We start from the raw sequence: 18,408 nt of genomic DNA, 5'->3' as shown, positions 1-18,408 counted from the left end.
GGCCCTCATCGCTGCTTCTACGATGGGTTGGTACAAGGACCAGGGCGGCCAGCCCCGTTCCTCCCAACGCAACGCCGCCCCGAGCCGTGTCGCATCGCCAGGATGATCCCGCAAGTACGCTTCCAAGGTGGCTGCTTGATCGGTGGTGATCATCTCGAAGGCGACGGCGCCCCGCTCGGGGGTGTGCCCGGCTTCCCCGAGCCGCTCCACGAGCCAGGCCTGGATCCGGTGGTGGTCGCCGTTGTCGTGGACCTCACCAAGGAGCACGATGTGGGCTTGCCCGAGTTGGGCTACTAGCGCCTCAGGAGAGAGGAACCGCTGAGCCCCGGGCGACCAAATCCTGCCGGTGAGGGGGTGGTCTAACCCCAGGCTCAACGGCGGCATCGCTGCTGTCCACCCGCCCGTCAATCCCATCGCCAGCAGGACAAAGGCCAGTTTGTGTCCCAGGCCCCTCCAGGCCGTCTCGTTTGCCCGGGATGCTCTGCCATGCCTTTGAACTTTATGGGAAATCGCCGATTCTTTGAATATCATTCGTTTTGAACGTTTTTATCAGAATGTTCCGCTATCAAGCGTCAAACTTCCAAAATACCATAAGCAGCAGGAGGGCCTTAATAGCATTCAAATTGACTGATTATGCGGAGTCGCCGATGCTCGAGATTCGCCGAAGCGTAGAGCGCGGTCATGCCCACCACGGCTGGCTGGACAGCTATCACAGCTTTTCGTTCGCCCAGTACCACGATCCCCGGCACATGGGGTTCGGGGCGCTGCGGGTCATTAACGAAGACTGGATACAGCCGGGCCGGGGTTTCGATCCCCATGGACACCGGGACATGGAGATCATTACCTACGTGCTGGAGGGGGCGCTTGCCCACCGAGACAGCATGGGCCACAGCTCCATCATCCATCCGGGGGACGTGCAGCGCATGAGTGCCGGGACGGGGATCATCCACAGCGAGTACAACGCGTCGAGGCAAGAGCCGGTTCACCTGCTTCAGATTTGGATCGTGCCCGAGCGCCGGGGGCTTGCGCCCAGCTACGAACAGAGGCACTTCCCGCCGGCCGAAAAGCGGGGGCGTCTGCGCCTGCTCGCTTCCCCCGACGGTCGGGACGGCTCCGTCACGATCCACCAGGACGCCCATCTTTACGCCGCATTGCTCGATGGGCCCGAGCGGGCCGTGCATCGCCTCACACCGGGACGGCGGGCTTACGTGCACGTGGCGCGGGGGCGGGTGGCGGCGAACGGTGAGCTGCTTCAAGCAGGCGATGCTCTCAAGGCCCGGGAAGTGGATGAGATCGTTCTCGACCGGGGCGAAGGGGCCGAGGTGCTCGTATTCGATCTCGCTTAATTGGGGGTTTTTGTCTCGTCTAGCGGAATGGGGAAATGATGGATCGTGACCTGGTTGCCTATGGAGCGTTTTTGTTGCGTGTTGCCTTGGGCGTAGCGTTCATCGCCCACGGCCTGCTGAAGGTGTTAGTGTTCACGCTGGACGAAACGGTGCAGTTTTTCGGATCCCAGGGGTTTCCCGGATTCATCGCCTATCTTGTCACCGCTGCGGAGTTGGGCGGCGGCGTCTTGCTGATCCTCGGCATCTATTCCCGCTGGGTGGCCCTGTCGTTATTGCCGGTGCTGATCGGCGCCGCGGTGGTCCATTGGGGTAACGGCTGGGTGTTCAGCGCCCCGGGCGGCGGTTGGGAGTATCCCGTGTTTTGGGCAATCACTCTAGTCGTGCAAGCCCTGCTGGGCGATGGCGCCTGTGCGCTGCGCTTGTCGCGGCCTTTGCTCAGCGGGGGCCGCCTGAAGCAGGTAACGACGGGATGAATGGCTTTGACTCAACCCAGGAGGATCGTATGACGACCAAGATTCAAGTTGTCTTCTACAGCATGTACGGCCATGTCTACACGATGGCGGAAGCAGTCGCTGCCGGCGCTCGGGAAGTGGAAGGGACCGAGGTGACCCTGTATCAGGTGCCCGAGCTGGTGCCGGAAGACGTCCTGGAGAAAAGCGGCGCCAAGAAAGCTCGGGAGGCTTTCGCCCATGTGCCGATCATCCGGCCCGAACAGCTCGCGGAGGCCGATGCTATCCTCTTCGGCACGCCTACCCGGTTCGGCAACATGGCGGCTCAGATGCGTAACTTCCTTGACCAGACCGGCGGCCTGTGGATGAAAGGCGCCTTGATCGGCAAAGTGGGCAGTGTTTTCACCTCCACCGCAAGCCAGCATGGAGGCCAGGAAACCACCCTCACCAGCTTCCACTCGACCCTGCTGCACCACGGCATGATCATCGTGGGCGTGCCCTATTCCGAGCAGCGGCTACTTACCATGAAGGAGATCACAGGCGGCACGCCCTACGGAGCGAGCACTATCACCGACGCCGATGGCTCGCGCCAACCGAGCGAGAATGAGCTGGCCATCGCCCGCTTCCAGGGCCGGCACGTGGCCCAGATCGCCAAACGGCTGAAGCGTGGCAGCGCGTGACGCTGCCCGTCGGCGGTGCATCGGGCCCGTGTAGCACGCAGAGTGTGCGCCCTATGCACCGCCCACCGAGATTCATGCGCGACTCCCCATTAGCGCGACCCGTACCGCACCCAGGAGACCCTTCGTCACGCGTGCCAGCGCCTGTGGACCGCGGCGATTTGGGCCGGAAGTGACCCGCTGTGGAACAAGCCCTTGCCTTCGTCGAGCAGCAAGGCGGGGTTGCTGTGTTCATCGCTATTCCTAGAGCAGGCGGGCGCTGGTGATCTCCCGTCCTCTCCCGAAGGGTGTGGATGTGGGGATTGCGGCAGGCTTCGCCCGGGAAGCCTTTAGCGGGGATAATGAGATGGGGCGGCTGAACGTGGCAATGACGGAAAATCCTTCATCTGGCCCAATGCCGGAGCCACAGGCATACGGCGGCACAGGGGGTCTCGGGAAGGGGTGTAGGCCATGAAGTTCAAGGAAAAGGGTGGCACGGGTGGCCGACGCGGCGAGCAGTCGGAGACAAGGCAGCACTGCGATTTTTTTTGCGCGAGAGCGCCCGAAGAGGCCGTGACGCATCTCAATTTCACCGCGGAGCGGGTGGTCGCGGAAGCGGCTCTGTTCCTGTCTTTCTTTCCCATCGGCGCGCTCACGGGGCAATCCTTCGTCGTGAGCCACGGCGTGCCCATGGAATGATCCAGCAGGGGGGCCGGGAATGAAACGGCAGCCGGTGCTATTCGTTTCCCACGGGGCACCCACCCTGCCTCTGGAACCCTCCGCGGCACGGGACTTCCTGCGCGTCTTCGGGCGTGGACTGGAGCGGCCGCGGGCGGTGCTGGCGGTCTCTGCCCACTGGGAGACGGTCACGCCCCACGTGAGCGCAACGCGCAACCCCTCGACGATCCACGATTTCTGGGGCTTTCCTCGGGAGCTCTACGCGCTCACGTATCCTGCTGCCGGCGCCCCCGAGCTGGCGCAGCGGGTGGTCGAGGTGCTGAGCGCCAAGGGATTCGAGTCCGCAATCGACCCCGAGCGGGGTCTCGACCACGGGGCTTGGGTTCCTCTGCTCATCATGTTCCCGGAGGCCGACGTGCCGGTGGCGCAGCTCTCGATCCAGCCGCACCTGGGACCGCGCCACCATTTGCATCTGGGCGAAGCGCTGACGCCCTTGCGGGAAGAAGGTATCCTGGTGCTGGCAAGCGGTGCGGCCACCCACAACTTGTACGAGTTCGGCCGCTATGCTCTGGACGCTGCGCCGCCCGCCTGGGTGACCGAGTTCAGCGATTGGCTGGCACGGCAGGTGGAGGCGGGGGACACGGAAACCCTGCTCGCCTATCGCCGGCAGGGGCCCCACGCGGCCCACAACCATCCCACCGAGGAGCACCTGCTGCCCCTGTTCGTCGCCTTGGGCGCGGGGGGACGGGGCGAGCGGGTGCATCGCAGCTTCGCCCACGGCATCCTTGCTATGGACGTCTACCGGTTCCATTGAGGCGGGAATGCGCACGCGAGCAGGCTTCTTCGCGGGTTTCCTCGTGTGCCTGGGCGTGCTGGGCTACGCCCTCTACCTCCAGCACGGCGAAGGGCTCGAGCCTTGCCCCCTCTGCATCTTCCAGCGGGTGGTCTTCATCGCGCTCGGCGTCGTGTTCCTTCTGGCGGCGGCCCATGGGCCAGGCCCCCGCGGCGCGGCGCTCTACGCCGGCGTGTTGACGGTGGTGGCGGCACTGGGCGCGGGCATCGCCATCCGGCACCTCTGGGTGCAGTTCGGTGCAGCCCCCCAGGTGGCCGACTGCGGTGCGGACCTGTACTTCATGCTGGAAACGCTGCCGCTTTCCGAGACGCTGGCGCTGGTGTTTCGCGGCAGCGGCGAGTGCAGCGACACCCAGTGGAGCTTTCTCGGGCTCACGATCCCAGGCTGGTCCCTGGTGTTCTACCTGCTCCTTGCCGGGCTGGCGATCGCCATCGCGCGCCAGGCCGGCCGAGGCGCGCGGACCTAGCTTGCGGTATCCTTGGCAGGGCCGTTGCCGGTTTCGTCAGCGCGACCCGCTCGCTACAACAAGCAAGAAAGGACGCCCATGAAGCTCGTGCTCTCCGCGCTCGCCCTGCTGATCGGCGCGTTGATGCCGGTGCAAGTCGGCATCAACGCCTCCCTGCGCGCCCTGCTTGGAGACCCGCTCCTCGCCGGGCTCGCCAACATGATGGTGGGGCTTCTGTGCGTTTTGCTGGTGCTGGTGGTGCTGCAGGTGCCGTGGCCGTCGGCCGCGGCGATGACCTCGGTGCCGGCATGGGCCTGGCTGGGGGGAGCCATCGGTGCCGCCGTGGTGGTGGTGTCCCTGATGGCCGGTCCCGCCCTCGGCGCCGCGACCCTGTTCGTGCTGGTGGTAACCGGCCAGATCGCGGCCTCCATGCTCCTCGATCACTTCGGCGTGCTGGGCTATCCCGTGCGGCCCATGAGCGGGCTGCGCATCGCCGGCGCCTTGATGCTGATCGCCGGCGTGGTGCTGATTGTGAAGAACTAGACCCGGAGGAGAGACGATGAAGGCGATACGCGTGTTCGAGTTCGGCGGACCGGAGCAGCTTCGACTGGTGGAGACGGAAACGCCGCGTCCCAAGGAGGGGGAGGTGTTAGTCAAGCTCGCCTACGCCGGCATCAATTTCATCGACGTCTACATGCGAAACGGAAGCTACGTCCGCTCCCGTACCTACCAGACGCCCCTGCCCATGACCCTCGGCATGGAAGGCGTGGGGGAGGTGGTGGAGGTAGGGCCGGGGGTGAACCGGATCCGTGTGGGCGACCGGGTGGGCTATTGCTTGGTGCGCGGAAGCTACGCCGAGTACGCGGCCGTGCCGGCCTGGCGTCTAGCGAAGATCCCCGAGGGCGTTCCCGATTCCATTGCCACCACCCTCATGCTCCAGGGCTGCACCGCCCATTACTTGACCCATTCCTGCTATGAGCTCAAACCCGGCAGCACGTGTCTCGTGCACGCCGGCGCGGGTGGCGTGGGGCAGCTCCTGATCCAGCTTGCCAAGCTGCGCGGAGCGACGGTGTTTGCCACGGCGGGCGGTGCTGACAAGGCAGAGATCGCGAAGGCGCGGGGCGCGGACCACGTGATCCTCTACCGCGAGCGCGATTTCCGCGAGGCGGTGATGGAACTGACCGGCGGCAAGGGCGTGGACGTGGTCTATGATGCGGTGGGCAAGGATACCATTGCCCGCAGCATTCGCAGCCTGCGGCGCCGGGGTCTGTGCGTGAACTATGGCGGCGCCTCGGGGCTGGTCACCAGCATCGAGCCCCTAGAGCTGGGAGAGGCGGGCTCGGTATACTTCACTCGGCCCCACCTCGCCGACTACACCGCCACGACCGAGGAAATCGAGTGGCGCACCGGCGATTTGTTCCGCTGGTATTTGGAGGGCAGGCTCACGGTTGTCATCGACCGGGAATATCCTCTGGCCGAGGCCGCCGAGGCGCATCGCTACTTGGAAGGCCGCGGTACGCGCGGGAAACTGCTGCTCAAGGTGATGCCCTGAGGGATCGCACAATCGCCTGCTCGGAACGGATGCCCTCCAGCACGAGCTCGTCCTGTCCTGCTAAAGGGGTCGCCACGAAGGTGGACGTCGGCGTCGCAGGGAAGAACGGGAAAGCGGTGGTCGAAACCCTGAACGCGCTGGTGGCCGGCAAGTTCGTGCAGGGAGCGTGCTCCGTTGCCTGCGAACGCCGGCAGGGGAATTTCGACCAGATGCGCAAGCGATGCGAAGCGCGGTGCAACGCCATGAGGGCAGCAGTGAGGCGGCGTAAGCCGCGCCGGCTCAGGTTGCTTGGCGGCAAGCTCATGGAAGAGTTGCCCTGCATCGGCGGGAATTTCACCGCCTTGCAAAAGCAGCCCATCAAGCGGGTGAAGGCCGACGGGCGGCGGGTCGCTCGGCCCGGCGCTGTGTGCCGGGGAGCCCGGCTCATCCTGCTGCCCGACATGCCGGGGCCATGACGGACGCGCAAACCCTCGCACGCTTCGTCCGCGCCCACCCTCGGCTGCTGGTGCTGACGGGCGCCGGGGTGAGCACCGCTTCTGGTATTCCAGACTACCGGGATGCGGAAGGCCGGTGGAAGCGCACGCCGCCCCTGAGCCACCAGGAGTTTCTGCGCTCCGAGCCTGCGCGCCGGCGCTACTGGGCGCGGAGCCTGATCGGCTGGCCGCGCATAGCGGCGTCCCGGCCGAACGCCGCCCACCGAGCGCTCGCCCGCCTGGAGAGGGCCGGATACGTGCATAGCCTGCTCACCCAGAACGTGGACGGCCTGCACCAGCGGGCCGGAAGCGCTCGGGTCATCGAGCTGCACGGCAGCTTGAGCCGGGTCCTGTGCCTCGACTGCGGCGTGAACCTCTCGCGCATCGCCGTCCAGCGCATGCTCGAGGCGCACAACCCGGCCTTCCTGTCCCTGCCAGCCGGGCTGGCCCCGGACGGGGACGCCGAGCTGGCGTGTGCCGATCTGGAGGGCTTTCGTGTGCCCGAGTGCCCCCGCTGCGGGGGCTTGCTCAAGCCGGACGTGGTCTTTTTCGGCGCGGGCGTGCCGGCGGCGCGGGTCGAGGCTGCCCTTCTGGCGCTCGCTCGCGCCGATGCACTGCTGGTGGTGGGCTCCTCCCTCATGGTTTACACGGGCTACCGCCTCTGCCTCGCCGCCCGGGACATGGGCAAGCCCATCGCCGCCGTCAACCTGGGACGCACCCGCGCCGATGAACTCTTGCGGCTGAAGATCGAGGCGCCGTGCGCGATCGTTCTCGCGCAACTGATCCAGGCTTTGTCCCCGGCGCGGGCGGAGTCGGAAGGAGTGTTTCTGGCGCAGCGCGCGGTGGGTCACGCTTGCCTCGGCGCATCTACCGCTTGTTCTGGGCAACGGAGTGAGCGAGGGCAGGACATCATGGAAAGTGGCGGCCCGCCCGGTTGCTGATTGAAGGCACGAAGCGGAGTTCAACCATGACGGGACAGGAAGTGGCGGTAGTGGTGGGTGTGGGCCCGGGTCTGGGCTGGGCCCTGGTCCGGCGCTTCGCTGCAGCGGGAATGCAGGTGGCCATGGCAGCGCGCACCAGAGCGAGGCTCGATGCCTTGCTCGAGAGCGAGCCACTGGCACGCGTGCGGGGTTACGCCTGCGATGCCACCGACCCGGGTGCCGTGGCAGGGCTCTTCGACCAGGTCGAACGCGAGCTGGGTTTACCCGACCTGGTGGTCTTTAACGCCGGCACCTACCAGCCGGGCGGCATTCTCGAAATCGATCCAGCCGACTTCGAGCGCTGCTGGCGCATCGGCTGCTACGGCGGCTTCCTCGTGGGACAGGCGGCAGCCCGGCGCATGATTCCCCGGGGTCGCGGCACCATCCTCTTCACTGGCGCGACTGCGTCGTTGCGCGGGCGTGCCGGCTTCGCTAGCTTGGCGGTGCCCAAGTTCGGCCTGCGGGCTCTGGCCCAGTGCATGGCCCGGGAGCTGGGACCCAAGGGTATCCACGTGGCCCACGTGGTGATCGACGGACAGATCCGCTCCGAGCGCCACGAGCCCATGCTCGCCCAGCACGGGCCTGACGCCCTCCTCGAGCCGGAAGCAGTTGCCGAGGTCTACGACCGGTTGCACCGTCAACCCCGCAGCGCCTGGACCCAGGAGCTGGATCTACGGCCGTGGGTGGAGCGGTTTTGAGCCCGCCTCGGAATGGAACGGCCGCACACGGGATACGACAACTTGAAGAGAGGAGAATCCATGACCGATCTGACCCTGCGCATTCTTGGCATTTCCGGCAGCCTTCGCGCCCGATCCTACAACACGGCGGCCCTGAGAGCGGCGGCGGAGCTCCTGCCCGCCGACGCCCGGATGGAATTTGCCGAGATCGGCGATCTGCCCCCTTACAACGAGGATGTCAAGGAAAAGGGCTTTCCGCCGCCGGCGGCACGGCTGCGGGAACAGATCCGTTCGGCGGATGCGCTGCTCATCGTCACCCCTGAGTACAACTATTCTGTGCCGGGCGTGCTTAAGAACGCCATCGACTGGGCTTCCCGTCCGCCGGACCAGCCGTTTAACGAGAAGCCCATTGCCATCATGGGAGCAAGCCCCGGCATACTGGGCAGCGCCCGGGCCCAGTACCATCTGCGGCAATGCTTCATTTATCTCAACGCCCACATCCTCAACAAGCCAGAGGTGATGATCTCCCAGGCTCCGAGTCGCTTCGACGAAAACGGCACCCTTCGAGACGAGCCCACCCGGGAGCTCATCCGCCAGCTGCTGGCGGCGCTGGTGGATTGGACCCGGCGGCTGCGCCATTGAGGCGCAGACAACGCCGACGCCTGTCCTGAAGCGGATTTCCTCCCACCGTAGTATGCGACGGCGCAGGAGGCGTGGTCCATGCGTCATGTTAGGATGCGGGCCTGCGCTGCCTTTTTGCCATGGACGACACCCTTCGGTCCCAGCAACCTCCCGCCTCGGCTTGGACGCCGCTCAAACGGCCCGTCTTCCGCCGGCTGTGGATGGCCGCGCTGGTCTCCAACCTGGGCACCTGGATGCAGAACATGGGGGCAGGATGGCTTATGGCCGAGCTCACCCGCTCGCCTGCCATGGTGGCGCTGGTGCAAGCCGCCCAGTCCCTGCCCATGTTCCTGCTTGCCTTGCCGGCGGGGGCGCTCGCCGACATCGTGGACCGGCGCGCTCAGCTACTTGTCGCCCAGGTGTGGATGCTCACCTGTGCTGCGGTGCTGGCGGCCATGACCTATGCCGGCCTCACGACGCCGGGTTGGCTGCTGATCCTCACCTTCTTGATTGGCTGCGGTGCGGCAGCCATGAATCCGGCGTGGTCGGCTTCGGTGCAGGAACTGGTACCCCGCAGCGAGCTCACGGCGGCGGTGGCGCTAAACAGCATGGCGCTCAACCTTTCCCGGGCGGTAGGGCCGGCCCTCGCCGGGGTGATCGTCACCGCGGCCGGCACGGCCAGCGTGTTCCTGGCAAACGCGCTGTCCTATCTAGGGATGATGGCAGCACTGCGTTCCTGGAGGCGCCCGGCGCCGGTGGTGAACATGCCGGCGGAGCGCTTGGTGGGCGCGCTGCGCAGCGGCTTTCGCTATGCCCGTCACGCACCCCTGCTGCAACGGGTGCTGGTGCGAGGGCTCGCTTTCTTTCCCTTCGCGAGCGCGGTGTGGGCACTGCTTCCCCTCATCGCCAGCGAAGAGCTCGCCGGCGGGGCGACGCTCTATGGGGCGTTGCTCGCCTGCATCGGTGTCGGTGCGGTGGCTGGGGCGTTCGCCATGCCGTGGTTGCGCGGCCGTTTCTCCCGAGACCGGATCGTGATGTACGCCACGCTTGCGTACGCGGCCGCGAACGGGCTGCTCGCCGCCTTCGCCAACGTCTATGTCGCGGCCTTTGCTCTATTGGCGGTGGGCATCAGCTGGATCGCGGTGCTCTCGGCGATGCAGGTGGCGGCGCAGATCGCGCTGCCGCCCTGGGTGCGGGCCCGCGGCCTCGCGCTGCACATGGTGGTGATCATGGGCTGCATGAGCGCCGGCTCGGTCCTCTGGGGGCAGCTTGCCGAGGTGATCGGCATTTCCTGGACGCTGGCGGCGGCGGGCGCGGGCGGTGCGCTGGCGGTCTTCGCCACCCGAACCGTCCACATCGGCGGCCACGACCATGTGGATCTCGCCCCCGCGATGCACTGGCCGGAACCAGTGCCGGCCGAGGCGCTGGAACCGGATGCTGGCCCGGTGTTGGTCACCGTCGAGTACCAAGTGCGACCGGAGCACGTCAATCGCTTTCTCAAGGCGATGCGCTCGGTGCGGCGCATGCGCTTGCGCGACGGCGCGGTGTACTGGCAGATCTTCCGCGACACGGAGCGGCCCGAACGCTTCGTCGAGCACTTCATCACCGAGTCCTGGGCCGAGCACCTGCGCCAGCACGCCCGCGTGACCCGGGCCGATCGGGACCTGGAGACGCGCATCCTAGCGCTGCACTCGGGACGCGAGCCGCCGCAGGTCACCCATTATCTCGCCGCCGCGGCCTGGGTGAGTCCCGGGGCGGAGGAGGGACACGGGAGGAACGGCCGCGCCCCGGGGGAGAAAGCTTGAGTATGGGGCCGCCAGGAAGGTGGCAGAGGAGCGATCGGAGAAGACAATGACGGTGGACCGATGAACGGGAAAGCGCACCTCGTCGCCTGTATCGAATCGCTGCGTATCGGGCGCGTTGAGCCCCTGGGCGGGGATGGTACCCTGAGTGCCATCGACAAGCGCGAGGTTTGGGCACCGCTGCGGGTGACCCGCACCGGGCTCGCGGGGGACGAGCACGGCAACACCAGGCACCACGGCGGCCCGGAGAAAGCGCTCCATCACTATCCCTGGGATCATTACCGGGTTTGGCGCGAGGAGCAGCCCCATCTCGCGCCCCGGCTTACGCAGGCTGGCGCCTTTGGCGAGAACGTTTCCACCCTCGGGATCACGGAGGCCGACGTGTGCGTGGGCGATGTGTACCGAATGGGCACGGCGCTCGTGCAGCTCTCCCAGGGCCGGCAGCCCTGTCGCAACCTGAACCTGCGTTTCGACGAGCCCCGCATGGTGGCCCTCGTGCTGGAATCGTTGCGCGCTGGCTGGTACTACCGGGTGCTGGAAGAAGGCTGGGTGCGCCTCGGCGACCCGATCGTGCTGATGGAACGGCCCCATCCTCAGTGGTCCGTGCACCGGGTACTGCAGGTGCTGTTTGGCCGGCGCATCGACCGGATAGCGCTTGCCGCCCTGGCGGAGCTTCCCGAGCTCTCACCCCGTTGGCGGGAGCGGGCCCGCGGTCGTTGCGATGAACCCGTGAGCCTCAGCGCTCCAGCCGCGGATCCGGCACGTGGGTGAAGGCGATGCGCATGGGAGCAGCTTCCAGCGCCCGGTGGGCACCGCCGAAGTAGAGCGCGTTCCTGCCGAAGCGGGCGTTTAACCGATCCACCGTTTCGAAGAGCCGCCCTCGGGCGGCGGCCTCTGGGAAGAGCTCCAAAGACTGGCCCCGTGCTTCGCAGAGATGGGTGAGGGTGACCCCCACCCCCAGCAGGCACAGTCGACGGCGCGGGCGCTGGTCCCACAGCGCTGTCATGGCCCGAGTGAGCACCAGCGTATCCTGGGTTGCTTCCAACCGCCGCCGGCCGCGCCACCACTCCCCGTCCAGGTAGCGCAGTTCTAACCCCATTCCTCCGGCGAAATAACCCAGGTGGCGCAGCCGCCACGCGGCTTTTTGCAGCAGCCGGTGCAGCACCGCCAGGGCGGCTTCGTCCTCTCGCAGCTCGGGGGGCAGGACGTGGGAATGACCGATGCTTCCCCGCGCCGTCTCGGGCTCGGGCACCGTCTCGCCTCGCAGCCGGGCGTACATCCGCTCCCCCTCCACGCCGCCCCAGACTTGGCGCAGGCTGGCAGCGCTTGCTGCGTAGAGATCTGCCACGGTGTGGATTCCCGCTGCCGCAAGCCGCGCCCGCATGCGGGGCCCAATGCCGTTCAGGTCGCCAAGCTGGAGCCGGTACAAGGCTTGGGGCAAGTCTTCTTTCTGGATTACGGTGAGGCCGTCTGGTTTGTCCATCTTAGAGGCGGTCTTGGCCAGGAAGCGGTTGGGGGCAATGCCGATGGAGCAGGTGAGGGCATCCCCCACCTCCCGCACGGCGGCCTTGATGCGGCCCGCGATCCCGCGAGCGCGCTCGGGTGCACACCAGCTGCCGGTCAGGGTACAGGCCATCTCGTCAATGGAGAGCACCGCGTCCACCGGGATGCAGGACTGCACCGCCTGCACCAGCTGGTGGTGGACCTCGATATAGCGCGTGTGGCGGGCGAGCCGCAGCACGAGGCCCGGGCAGCGCCGCTTCGCCTCGGCCACCGGGGTGCCGGTCTTGATCCCGTGACGCTTGGCTGGGTAGCTCACGGCGATGCAGCAGCTGGTGTCCGCCATCACTGGCACCACCGCCACCGGCCGCCCGCGTAGCGCCGGATCGTCTTGTTGCTCCACAGAGGCGAAGTAAGCGTCGAAGTCGACGAACAAGGCGCGCAGGGGCATGGCTTGGCTCCGAGCATCTCGCATCTGTATATTCATACAGAAACGCAAGCAGGGCAAGCCCGCCCCGGACCGCCGCTCAAAGGACGGCCCGGCGTAGGGTGCCAGGCTTGAGCGGGGCTGTCCTTCAAGATAGAGTGAGCGTCAAAGAAACGCTTTTCGATGGATTGCTGTCGACACGAAGGATGCGGGGCCGAGCGGCTCACCCGCCGTCAGGTGGCGGTATTGAAGCGCCTGCTCGCGATCAACGGTGCCATGTTCGCCGTGGAGCTGGCAGCAGGGCTCGCGGCCGGGTCGGTGGCCCTCCTGGCCGATTCCCTGGACATGCTGGGGGACGCGCTGGTCTACGGCTTGAGCCTGCTGGCGGTGACCCGGGGCGAGCGCTGGAAGGCGGGCGCAGCCCTCTTCAAAGGAGCGGTGATGGCAGGTTTTGGCCTGTTCGTCCTGGTCAAGGCAGTCCACGGGATGCTGATCCCCGAACTTCCCCAAGTGTCCTTGATGGGTGGCGTGGGACTGCTTGCCCTGGCGGCGAACGGCCTGTGTCTGGCGCTCCTGTGGTGCCACCGAGGGGACGACGTCAACATGCGCTCGGCGTGGCTGTGCTCGCGCAACGACATCGTCGCCAACGTCTCGGTTCTCGGGGCTGCCGGCGCGGTGCACGTGCTGGGCTCTGCCTGGCCCGACATCGCAGTGGGCCTGGCCTTGGCGGCCCTGTGGTTTGTCTCGTCCCTGGGGGTGGTGCGCAGCGCCTCCCGGGCGCTCGGGGTGGCGCGGGCGTAGTTTCTTCTTCTCAGCCAGCGTGCCGAAGGGCCGCTTTCCCGGCGAAACGCGCGCTGCGCCCCAAGGCGGCTTCGATGCGCAGGCCCTCGTTCCACTTGGCCATGCGCTCGGAGCGGGAAAAGGAGCCTACTTTGAGCTGACCGGCGTCCCAGCCCACGGCCAGGTGGGTGATAGTCACGTCCTCGGTCTCCCCGGAACGGGCCGAGACGATGGTGCCGAAGCCCGCCTGCTTCGCCGCTTCCAGCGCTGCTTTGGCGGCCGTCACCGTACCGGCCTGGTTCGGCTTGATGAGCGCCGCGTTGCAGGTCTTCTCCCGCGCCGCGGCTTCCACCCGGTCGGCGCGGGTGACCAGGAAGTCGTCCCCCACCACCTGCACCCGGTTGCCCGCCGCACGGGTAAAGGCCATCATGCCAAGCGCATCGTCTTCGGCCAAGGGATCCTCCACCGAAACGATGGGGTAGCGGTCGATCCAACCGAGGAGCAGCTCGATCATGCCGTCCCGGTCCCGTTCCCACCGGTCTAGGGCGAGCCGGTAGTGGCCCTTGGCGCCGAACTGGGAAGCGGCCACGTCCAGGGCGATGCCCACCTCGTCCCCAGGCGTGAAGCCCGCCGCCTCGATCGCTCGGGTGAGCATCTCCAGTGCTTGCTCGTTGGAGTCGAAGGCGGGCCAGTAACCGCCTTCGTCGGCGACACCCCGCAGTCGTCCCGCCGCCGCCATGAGGCTCCCCGCCGCGCGATACACTTCCGCCGTCATTTCTAGCGCCTGGCCATAGCTCCTGGCTCCCAGCGCGACCACCATGAAATCCTGTACGTCTATCCGGCGGCTCGCATGGGCCCCGCCGCCGAAGATTTGAATCTGGGGCAAGGGCAGGCGCACGGGTGCTCCCTGGGCCAGGTAGCGCCACAGGGGCTCGCCATGGGCGGCGGCTGCGGCATGGAGCACCGCCATGGACACTGCAATAGTGGCATTGCCGCCGAGATGGGCGAAACGGGGACTTCCGTCCAGGCGGGCGAGCTCCCCATCGATTTCCGCTTGCGCTGCCGCGTCCCGGCCCCGCAGGGCTTTGGCGATAGGGCCCTCCACGTGGGCTACCGCCTGCAGCACGTCCAGGCCGCCGAAGCGGGGGCCGCCGTCGCGTAGGTCCACAGCCTCCCAAGCGCCCCGGGAGGCGCCGGCCGGCGCGATGGCCCGCCCCATCGCGCCGCAGGCAAGATGCACTTCCGCTTCCACGGTGGGGTGCCCGCGGGAGTCCCACACTCGGCGGGCCTGCAGGCGGGTGATGGTGGTGTCGGCCATGGCAGAGGCGATGGGGAGGAATCGAGTCTAGGCGGTTTCCAGCTCTGCTGCCCATGCATCCCGAAGCTGCGCCAGGCGGCGGGCGGGCCGAAAGAAAAACGAGCGGGCGACGCGCCGCACCCGGGCCTTGTCGCTTTCTTCGGTCACGTATTCCACCGGGGATTTTCCGTCCACCCGGGCGAGGAACAGTCCCGGCAGGAGCTGGGCGGCCCGGGATTCCAGGGCAGTTTGCGGCTCCCAGGAGACAGCGCGGAGATAGGCGTCCGCTAGGGCGTCGAAACAGGCGAGGTAGCGGTCTCGCCACTGGCGCCGCCACAGACATTTGAGGAGCAAGTGATTTAAGCAAAAGGCGAGATCAAAAGCCGGATCCCCGTACCAGGCGCACTCTGCGTCGAGGAAGATCGGCCCTCGGGGACCCACCAGGATGTTCTTTGGGCTTACGTCCCCGTGCACCAGGGCCCGCCGGGTGGCGGCGGTGGCCTCGGCCAGCTCAGTGAGGGCACAACCGATATCGGGATGCGCCTGCGCCGTGGCGATGAGATAGGGCTCCAGGCGGATCGGGAAGAAGATGTGATCGGTGGCGAAGCGCCGGGCGATCTCCGCATCCCCCGCCGTCGCGGCGTGGATAGCCGCCAAGCGGCAGGCTACTTCCCGCGCGGTGGTCTCTTCAATCAGGCCGTCGCGCAGCTGCGTCTTCCACACTGGATGAGTCGCAGGATCCAGGTATTCCATGGCGAAAGCGCCGCTTTCCTCATCCCGGCCCATGAGCTGGGGCACCGCGTCGGGCACGATCTTTCCGGCCACCTGCATCCATTCGTATTCCCAGCGGTTGCGCTCCACCGGGGCGAGCCATTCGGCGGCCGTCTTCAGCCTGGGCAGTGCTCGTTTGACGCACAGGGGACCGGCGGCCAGATCGACCCGATAGATGTCCGAGGACACGCCTCCCCCCAGGGGGACGAGGGGCGGGCGCTCGCCACGCCGCATCCGCCCCATGCCCTCGAGCGCCCGGTAGATCGCTTCTTGCGACAGCGCAGAGGGGAGGGGCGTTTTGTCCGGGTGTATGGCAGCCATTCCCGCGATGGGCGCGAGGAGAAAGGATGGGCTCAGCAAAATTCAGAAGATAGCCGACGCTCCTCGGTCTAACAAGCGAAAAGCCCAAGGGCCTGTTGCCGATCGCCAACACCCTAACGCCTTCGATTCCCTCGCTTTTACCTTCCGAAAGGAGAAGGCCGTTGTCTTGCGGCGACAGCCGCGACCTTCTTGCGCCTGACGTCCGGGACCTGAATGATCCGCCGCAGGAGGTTTGTTCTTGAATGGATAGGGTTTCCGTCCCTTGGGCACGGCGCTTGCGAGAGCACGATAGGGAGCCGTCGCCACGTTGCGCCCTGCGCGGCGCGGGAGGCCGGGATCTACCACGCCAAAAGCAAGGAGGTTTCCATGCATACCCCGTCGAAGATGGTCGCCGTGTCGGTCATCGCACTGCTGCTGGCCGCCTGCGGAACACAAGAGGACACCACCCCGGGCGAGGCTGCGGCGCCATCCACCGAGCCCTCGGGCCCGGGCAGCGGCGTCGCCGGGTTGCCTGCGTCGCCACCGTCCGCCCCGGACAGCCCGGCAGGCGGCGGACCGTCCCCCGAATACGGAGGCGGCGCGCTGCCGCCGGGCGGGGCGGCTTCCCCTTCGGGTGGCGTAACGGCCCCCGAGCAGGAGAAGGGGAAGAGCGAGTCCAAGTAACGTCCATCCTAGCCCCCTCTCGGGCGGTGCAGCCGAAACGACGACTAGCGGCATTCCAGGCGAATGCGCGTGCGGGACCCTTCGGGTCGGGCCTCCCAGCGCACCGGCAGAAACTGCTCGAGCAGCCAGAGGGTGGTGGCCGCATGGGAGGTAAGGGTCCGGGCGTAGAAGCTAGAGCGAGCGCCCGCCAGGGCGAGGTAGACGAGCACCTGGTCCGAGGCGTGGAGGTCGAGCGTTGCGCCACAGGCGAGCTCTTCCAGGAGCGCTTGTGCGGCCGTGATTCCCAACCGTTCGGCAGGCACGCCCCGTCGAGCGATGGCGGAGGCGCCGAGCCGCGTATGGGTGGTTTCCGCCACCAACACAAGGGCGCCGCCGGGGCCCAGGGCTTGTTCCCCCTCTAGCAGCGTCTCCTCCAGCGCGAGCGGCTGCTCCAATTGAGCCTGGGCGGCGCGGCCCATCCGCTCCAGCACGTGGCGGGGAAGCCCGGTCACATGGGCGTAGCCGCGCAGCGCGCGCAGCTTCCCTGGTGTTTCGCAAACCAGGGGTTGGAGGCGGCCCGGACGCACCTCCACCGCCACTTCGCCGCCCCCGCGGGGGTAATAGCCCCGGCGCAGGCATTCCACCTGGGCCGCAACCCCGAGCGTTTCCAGGAGGGGAAGCAGCACCCGGCGCAGATAGTCGAGGGGCGGCGAGGCGGGCACGTCAGTTCCGCCCGTCACGCGAAAGGCGCTTGGACGAGGAGCGCTCACGGCCACCGGCAACAGGGCCTGGAGCACGAGGGCCACGCTGCCGGCGGTGCCCACGGCGAACTGGAATTCCCCGCCTCGGAGCGCTCCCGGACGAAAAGTGATGTCCATCGATCCGATCCGGTCTCCCTCGAGTGCCCCTTGGGCCAGAGTCGCCACGGCCCGGATCGCGGCCAGATGTTGGGGGGCCAAGCCCGGGGGAGACCGGCGCGCACGAATGCCCCGGATGCGCACGCTGCGGCCGGTGATGGCCGCAAGGGCGAGGCCCATGCGCACCAGCTGGCCGCCCCCTTCGCCGTGGGATCCATCGATTTCCAGCATGACGGGCTGGGAGTGTGGGGCAAGGGCGACGGGTCGGCAAGCCGTCTCCGGCGCTTGCGCTGCTCTAAAATAGTTGTTTCGCTTTTTATTTGGTGGCGGAAGCGCGGATGGCGCGTATCCTTTACTTTGCTTCTTTGGTGGACGCCTTGGGCAAAGGCTCGGAAGAGCTGTCGCTACCGCCTTCCGGCGTTCCCGCGAGAATGCTGCTCGCGCGGCTGCGGGCCCGAGGCGGCCCCTGGAACGCTCATCTGCGAGAAGGCCAAGTGCAAATCACCGTCAACAAGCGATTCGTCGACTTGGACACCTTGGTGACCGACGGGGACGACGTGGCCATCGTACCCACCCGTCCCGGCTGACCCGAATCCTTCCTCCAGCCGCGCTGCGTGGGGCTTCAAGCGTAGCCTTTCCCGGCGCACCGCCGTGAATACTTTCCGCCGCTCTTCTCCGGCACGGATCGGCCCGCGCCCAACCTGCTGCCGTTGACAAGATAAATAATGAGACGTATTCTCATTCCTATGACGAGGCAGGAGCGTTCGGGAAGAACGGAGGAACCGCAACCGCTTCCTCTGGCAGCGACTTCTTCCGGGCAGGGCAAGCCCCGGCGGGCCACCAGCGACGAGCTGCTGGGCCAGGCCGGGGAGCTCATCATCGTGCACGGGGAGCGGGAGTACCGCCTGCGGCGCACCGCCAACGGCAAGCTCATCCTGACGGCGTGAAGGCAGGCCATGTCGTTTGGTGCCGCGGTAGAGGCTTCCTACGGAGACGGTGTAAGGCGGGTCGAGCCCGGGGCACGGGTGCTTGTGCTGCTCCTGGTGGCTGCGCTCCACGGGCTTGCCCTGTGGGCCCTTGTGTCCTATGCGCCGGCACGGGCAGCGCTGGAGACGACGGTGACGCTGCGGGTGAGCCTGGTGCAGCCGCAAGCGAGGCCATCGCCGCCGAAGGAGGCGCCCAAGCCCTTGCCGGTCCAGCCCAAGCCGAAACCGAAACCCAAGCAGGCGCCCCCGTTGGTCAAGGCTCCCGAGCCGCTCCCGCAGTTGGCGGTGCCCGAGG

General features: G+C 67.1%; 22 protein-coding genes and 2 pseudogenes. 19 read left to right on the top strand and 5 right to left on the bottom strand.

Features of this window, described 5'->3' with window-relative positions; all coding sequences use genetic code 11:
* A partial coding sequence (locus V7Q81_RS08040; RefSeq protein ID WP_333841804.1) for a ChaN family lipoprotein occupies positions 1-384 on the bottom strand: 384 nt, incomplete at its 3' end.
* Positions 385-647: 263 nt separating this feature from the next.
* Here V7Q81_RS08040 and V7Q81_RS08035 point away from each other — a divergent pair.
* From V7Q81_RS08035 to V7Q81_RS07970, 14 genes and pseudogenes are all read left to right on the top strand, one after another.
* On the top strand, positions 648-1,346 hold the full coding sequence (locus V7Q81_RS08035; protein ID WP_333841801.1) for a pirin family protein: 699 nt from the start codon (positions 648-650) through the stop codon (positions 1,344-1,346).
* 35 nt (positions 1,347-1,381) lie between these two features.
* Positions 1,382-1,819 carry a DoxX family protein gene (locus tag V7Q81_RS08030; RefSeq protein ID WP_333841798.1) on the top strand — a complete coding sequence of 146 codons (438 nt, stop codon included), beginning with the start codon at positions 1,382-1,384 and terminating at the stop codon, positions 1,817-1,819.
* 29 nt (positions 1,820-1,848) lie between these two features.
* Entirely contained in the window at positions 1,849-2,475 is a 627-nt protein-coding gene (gene wrbA / locus V7Q81_RS08025; RefSeq protein ID WP_333841795.1) for an NAD(P)H:quinone oxidoreductase, read from the top strand.
* A 564-nt stretch (positions 2,476-3,039) separates the two neighbouring features.
* Positions 3,040-3,150, top strand: a pseudogene (locus V7Q81_RS08020) (3-hydroxybutyrate dehydrogenase); the annotation flags it as partial.
* Positions 3,151-3,169: 19 nt separating this feature from the next.
* The gene (locus V7Q81_RS08015; protein ID WP_333841793.1) at positions 3,170-3,943 is read left to right on the top strand and encodes a DODA-type extradiol aromatic ring-opening family dioxygenase; all 774 of its coding nucleotides are present in this window, start codon (positions 3,170-3,172) and stop codon (positions 3,941-3,943) included.
* 7 nt (positions 3,944-3,950) lie between these two features.
* Positions 3,951-4,448, top strand: coding sequence for a disulfide bond formation protein B (locus V7Q81_RS08010; protein ID WP_333841790.1), 498 nt, complete (start codon positions 3,951-3,953; stop codon positions 4,446-4,448).
* A 78-nt stretch (positions 4,449-4,526) separates the two neighbouring features.
* Positions 4,527-4,970: a DMT family transporter gene (locus tag V7Q81_RS08005; protein ID WP_333841787.1), complete on the top strand. Its 444-nt coding sequence runs from the start codon at positions 4,527-4,529 to the stop codon at positions 4,968-4,970.
* Between the two features lie 16 nt (positions 4,971-4,986).
* The gene (locus tag V7Q81_RS08000; RefSeq protein WP_333841784.1) at positions 4,987-5,979 is read left to right on the top strand and encodes a quinone oxidoreductase family protein; all 993 of its coding nucleotides are present in this window, start codon (positions 4,987-4,989) and stop codon (positions 5,977-5,979) included.
* Between the two features lie 80 nt (positions 5,980-6,059).
* Positions 6,060-6,434: a hypothetical protein gene (locus V7Q81_RS07995; RefSeq protein ID WP_333841781.1), complete on the top strand. Its 375-nt coding sequence runs from the start codon at positions 6,060-6,062 to the stop codon at positions 6,432-6,434.
* Entirely contained in the window at positions 6,431-7,393 is a 963-nt protein-coding gene (locus V7Q81_RS07990; RefSeq protein WP_333841778.1) for an NAD-dependent protein deacetylase, read from the top strand. The genes V7Q81_RS07995 and V7Q81_RS07990 overlap by 4 nt, the downstream gene beginning before the upstream one ends.
* A 26-nt stretch (positions 7,394-7,419) precedes the next feature.
* On the top strand, positions 7,420-8,130 hold the full coding sequence (locus tag V7Q81_RS07985; protein WP_333841776.1) for an SDR family NAD(P)-dependent oxidoreductase: 711 nt from the start codon (positions 7,420-7,422) through the stop codon (positions 8,128-8,130).
* 60 nt (positions 8,131-8,190) lie between these two features.
* Entirely contained in the window at positions 8,191-8,751 is a 561-nt protein-coding gene (locus tag V7Q81_RS07980) for an NADPH-dependent FMN reductase (protein ID WP_333841775.1), read from the top strand.
* Positions 8,752-8,870: 119 nt separating this feature from the next.
* Positions 8,871-10,535: an MFS transporter gene (locus V7Q81_RS07975; protein WP_333841773.1), complete on the top strand. Its 1,665-nt coding sequence runs from the start codon at positions 8,871-8,873 to the stop codon at positions 10,533-10,535.
* A 60-nt stretch (positions 10,536-10,595) separates the two neighbouring features.
* The gene (locus tag V7Q81_RS07970) at positions 10,596-11,303 is read left to right on the top strand and encodes an MOSC domain-containing protein (protein WP_333841771.1); all 708 of its coding nucleotides are present in this window, start codon (positions 10,596-10,598) and stop codon (positions 11,301-11,303) included.
* Here the strand turns inward: V7Q81_RS07970 and V7Q81_RS07965 are convergent.
* Entirely contained in the window at positions 11,269-12,483 is a 1,215-nt protein-coding gene (locus V7Q81_RS07965) for a DNA polymerase Y family protein (protein ID WP_333841768.1), read from the bottom strand. The genes V7Q81_RS07970 and V7Q81_RS07965 overlap by 35 nt on opposite strands.
* Before the next feature lie 159 nt (positions 12,484-12,642).
* Between V7Q81_RS07965 and V7Q81_RS07960 the strand changes: the two genes are divergently transcribed.
* Positions 12,643-13,260, top strand: a complete 618-nt coding sequence (locus V7Q81_RS07960) for a cation transporter (RefSeq protein ID WP_333841766.1) — start codon at positions 12,643-12,645, stop codon at positions 13,258-13,260.
* 10 nt (positions 13,261-13,270) lie between these two features.
* Here the strand turns inward: V7Q81_RS07960 and eno are convergent, their stop codons facing one another.
* Both eno and V7Q81_RS07950 read right to left on the bottom strand, forming a co-directional pair.
* A complete protein-coding gene (gene eno, locus V7Q81_RS07955) occupies positions 13,271-14,557 on the bottom strand; it encodes a phosphopyruvate hydratase (RefSeq protein WP_333841764.1) in 1,287 nt (428 codons plus the stop codon).
* Positions 14,558-14,584: 27 nt separating this feature from the next.
* Positions 14,585-15,628: a phosphotransferase family protein gene (locus tag V7Q81_RS07950; RefSeq protein ID WP_333841762.1), complete on the bottom strand. Its 1,044-nt coding sequence runs from the start codon at positions 15,626-15,628 to the stop codon at positions 14,585-14,587.
* A gap of 366 nt (positions 15,629-15,994) precedes the next feature.
* On the opposite strand from V7Q81_RS07950, the gene V7Q81_RS07945 reads away from it, so the two are divergent.
* A complete protein-coding gene (locus V7Q81_RS07945) occupies positions 15,995-16,291 on the top strand; it encodes a hypothetical protein (RefSeq protein ID WP_333841758.1) in 297 nt (98 codons plus the stop codon).
* Between the two features lie 44 nt (positions 16,292-16,335).
* Here the strand turns inward: V7Q81_RS07945 and rtcA are convergent, their stop codons facing one another.
* Positions 16,336-17,358: an RNA 3'-terminal phosphate cyclase gene (gene rtcA, locus V7Q81_RS07940; RefSeq protein WP_333841757.1), complete on the bottom strand. Its 1,023-nt coding sequence runs from the start codon at positions 17,356-17,358 to the stop codon at positions 16,336-16,338.
* Positions 17,359-17,465: 107 nt separating this feature from the next.
* Here rtcA and V7Q81_RS07935 point away from each other — a divergent pair, with 107 nt between their 5' ends.
* The 3 genes and pseudogenes from V7Q81_RS07935 to V7Q81_RS07925 all read left to right on the top strand — a co-directional run.
* Positions 17,466-17,714, top strand: coding sequence for a MoaD/ThiS family protein (locus tag V7Q81_RS07935; protein WP_333841755.1), 249 nt, complete (start codon positions 17,466-17,468; stop codon positions 17,712-17,714).
* A 138-nt stretch (positions 17,715-17,852) separates the two neighbouring features.
* Positions 17,853-18,074, top strand: coding sequence for a hemin uptake protein HemP (hemP, locus tag V7Q81_RS07930; protein ID WP_333841753.1), 222 nt, complete (start codon positions 17,853-17,855; stop codon positions 18,072-18,074).
* Positions 18,075-18,083: 9 nt separating this feature from the next.
* Positions 18,084-18,408, top strand: a pseudogene (locus tag V7Q81_RS07925) (hypothetical protein); the annotation flags it as partial.

The sequence above is a fragment of the Pelomicrobium sp. genome (assembly GCF_036803785.1).
Classification (GTDB): Bacteria; Pseudomonadota; Gammaproteobacteria; order Burkholderiales; family UBA6910; genus Pelomicrobium.
The sequence above is the reverse complement of the archived record's forward strand: the minus strand, read 5'-3'. Positions and strand labels throughout refer to the sequence as shown.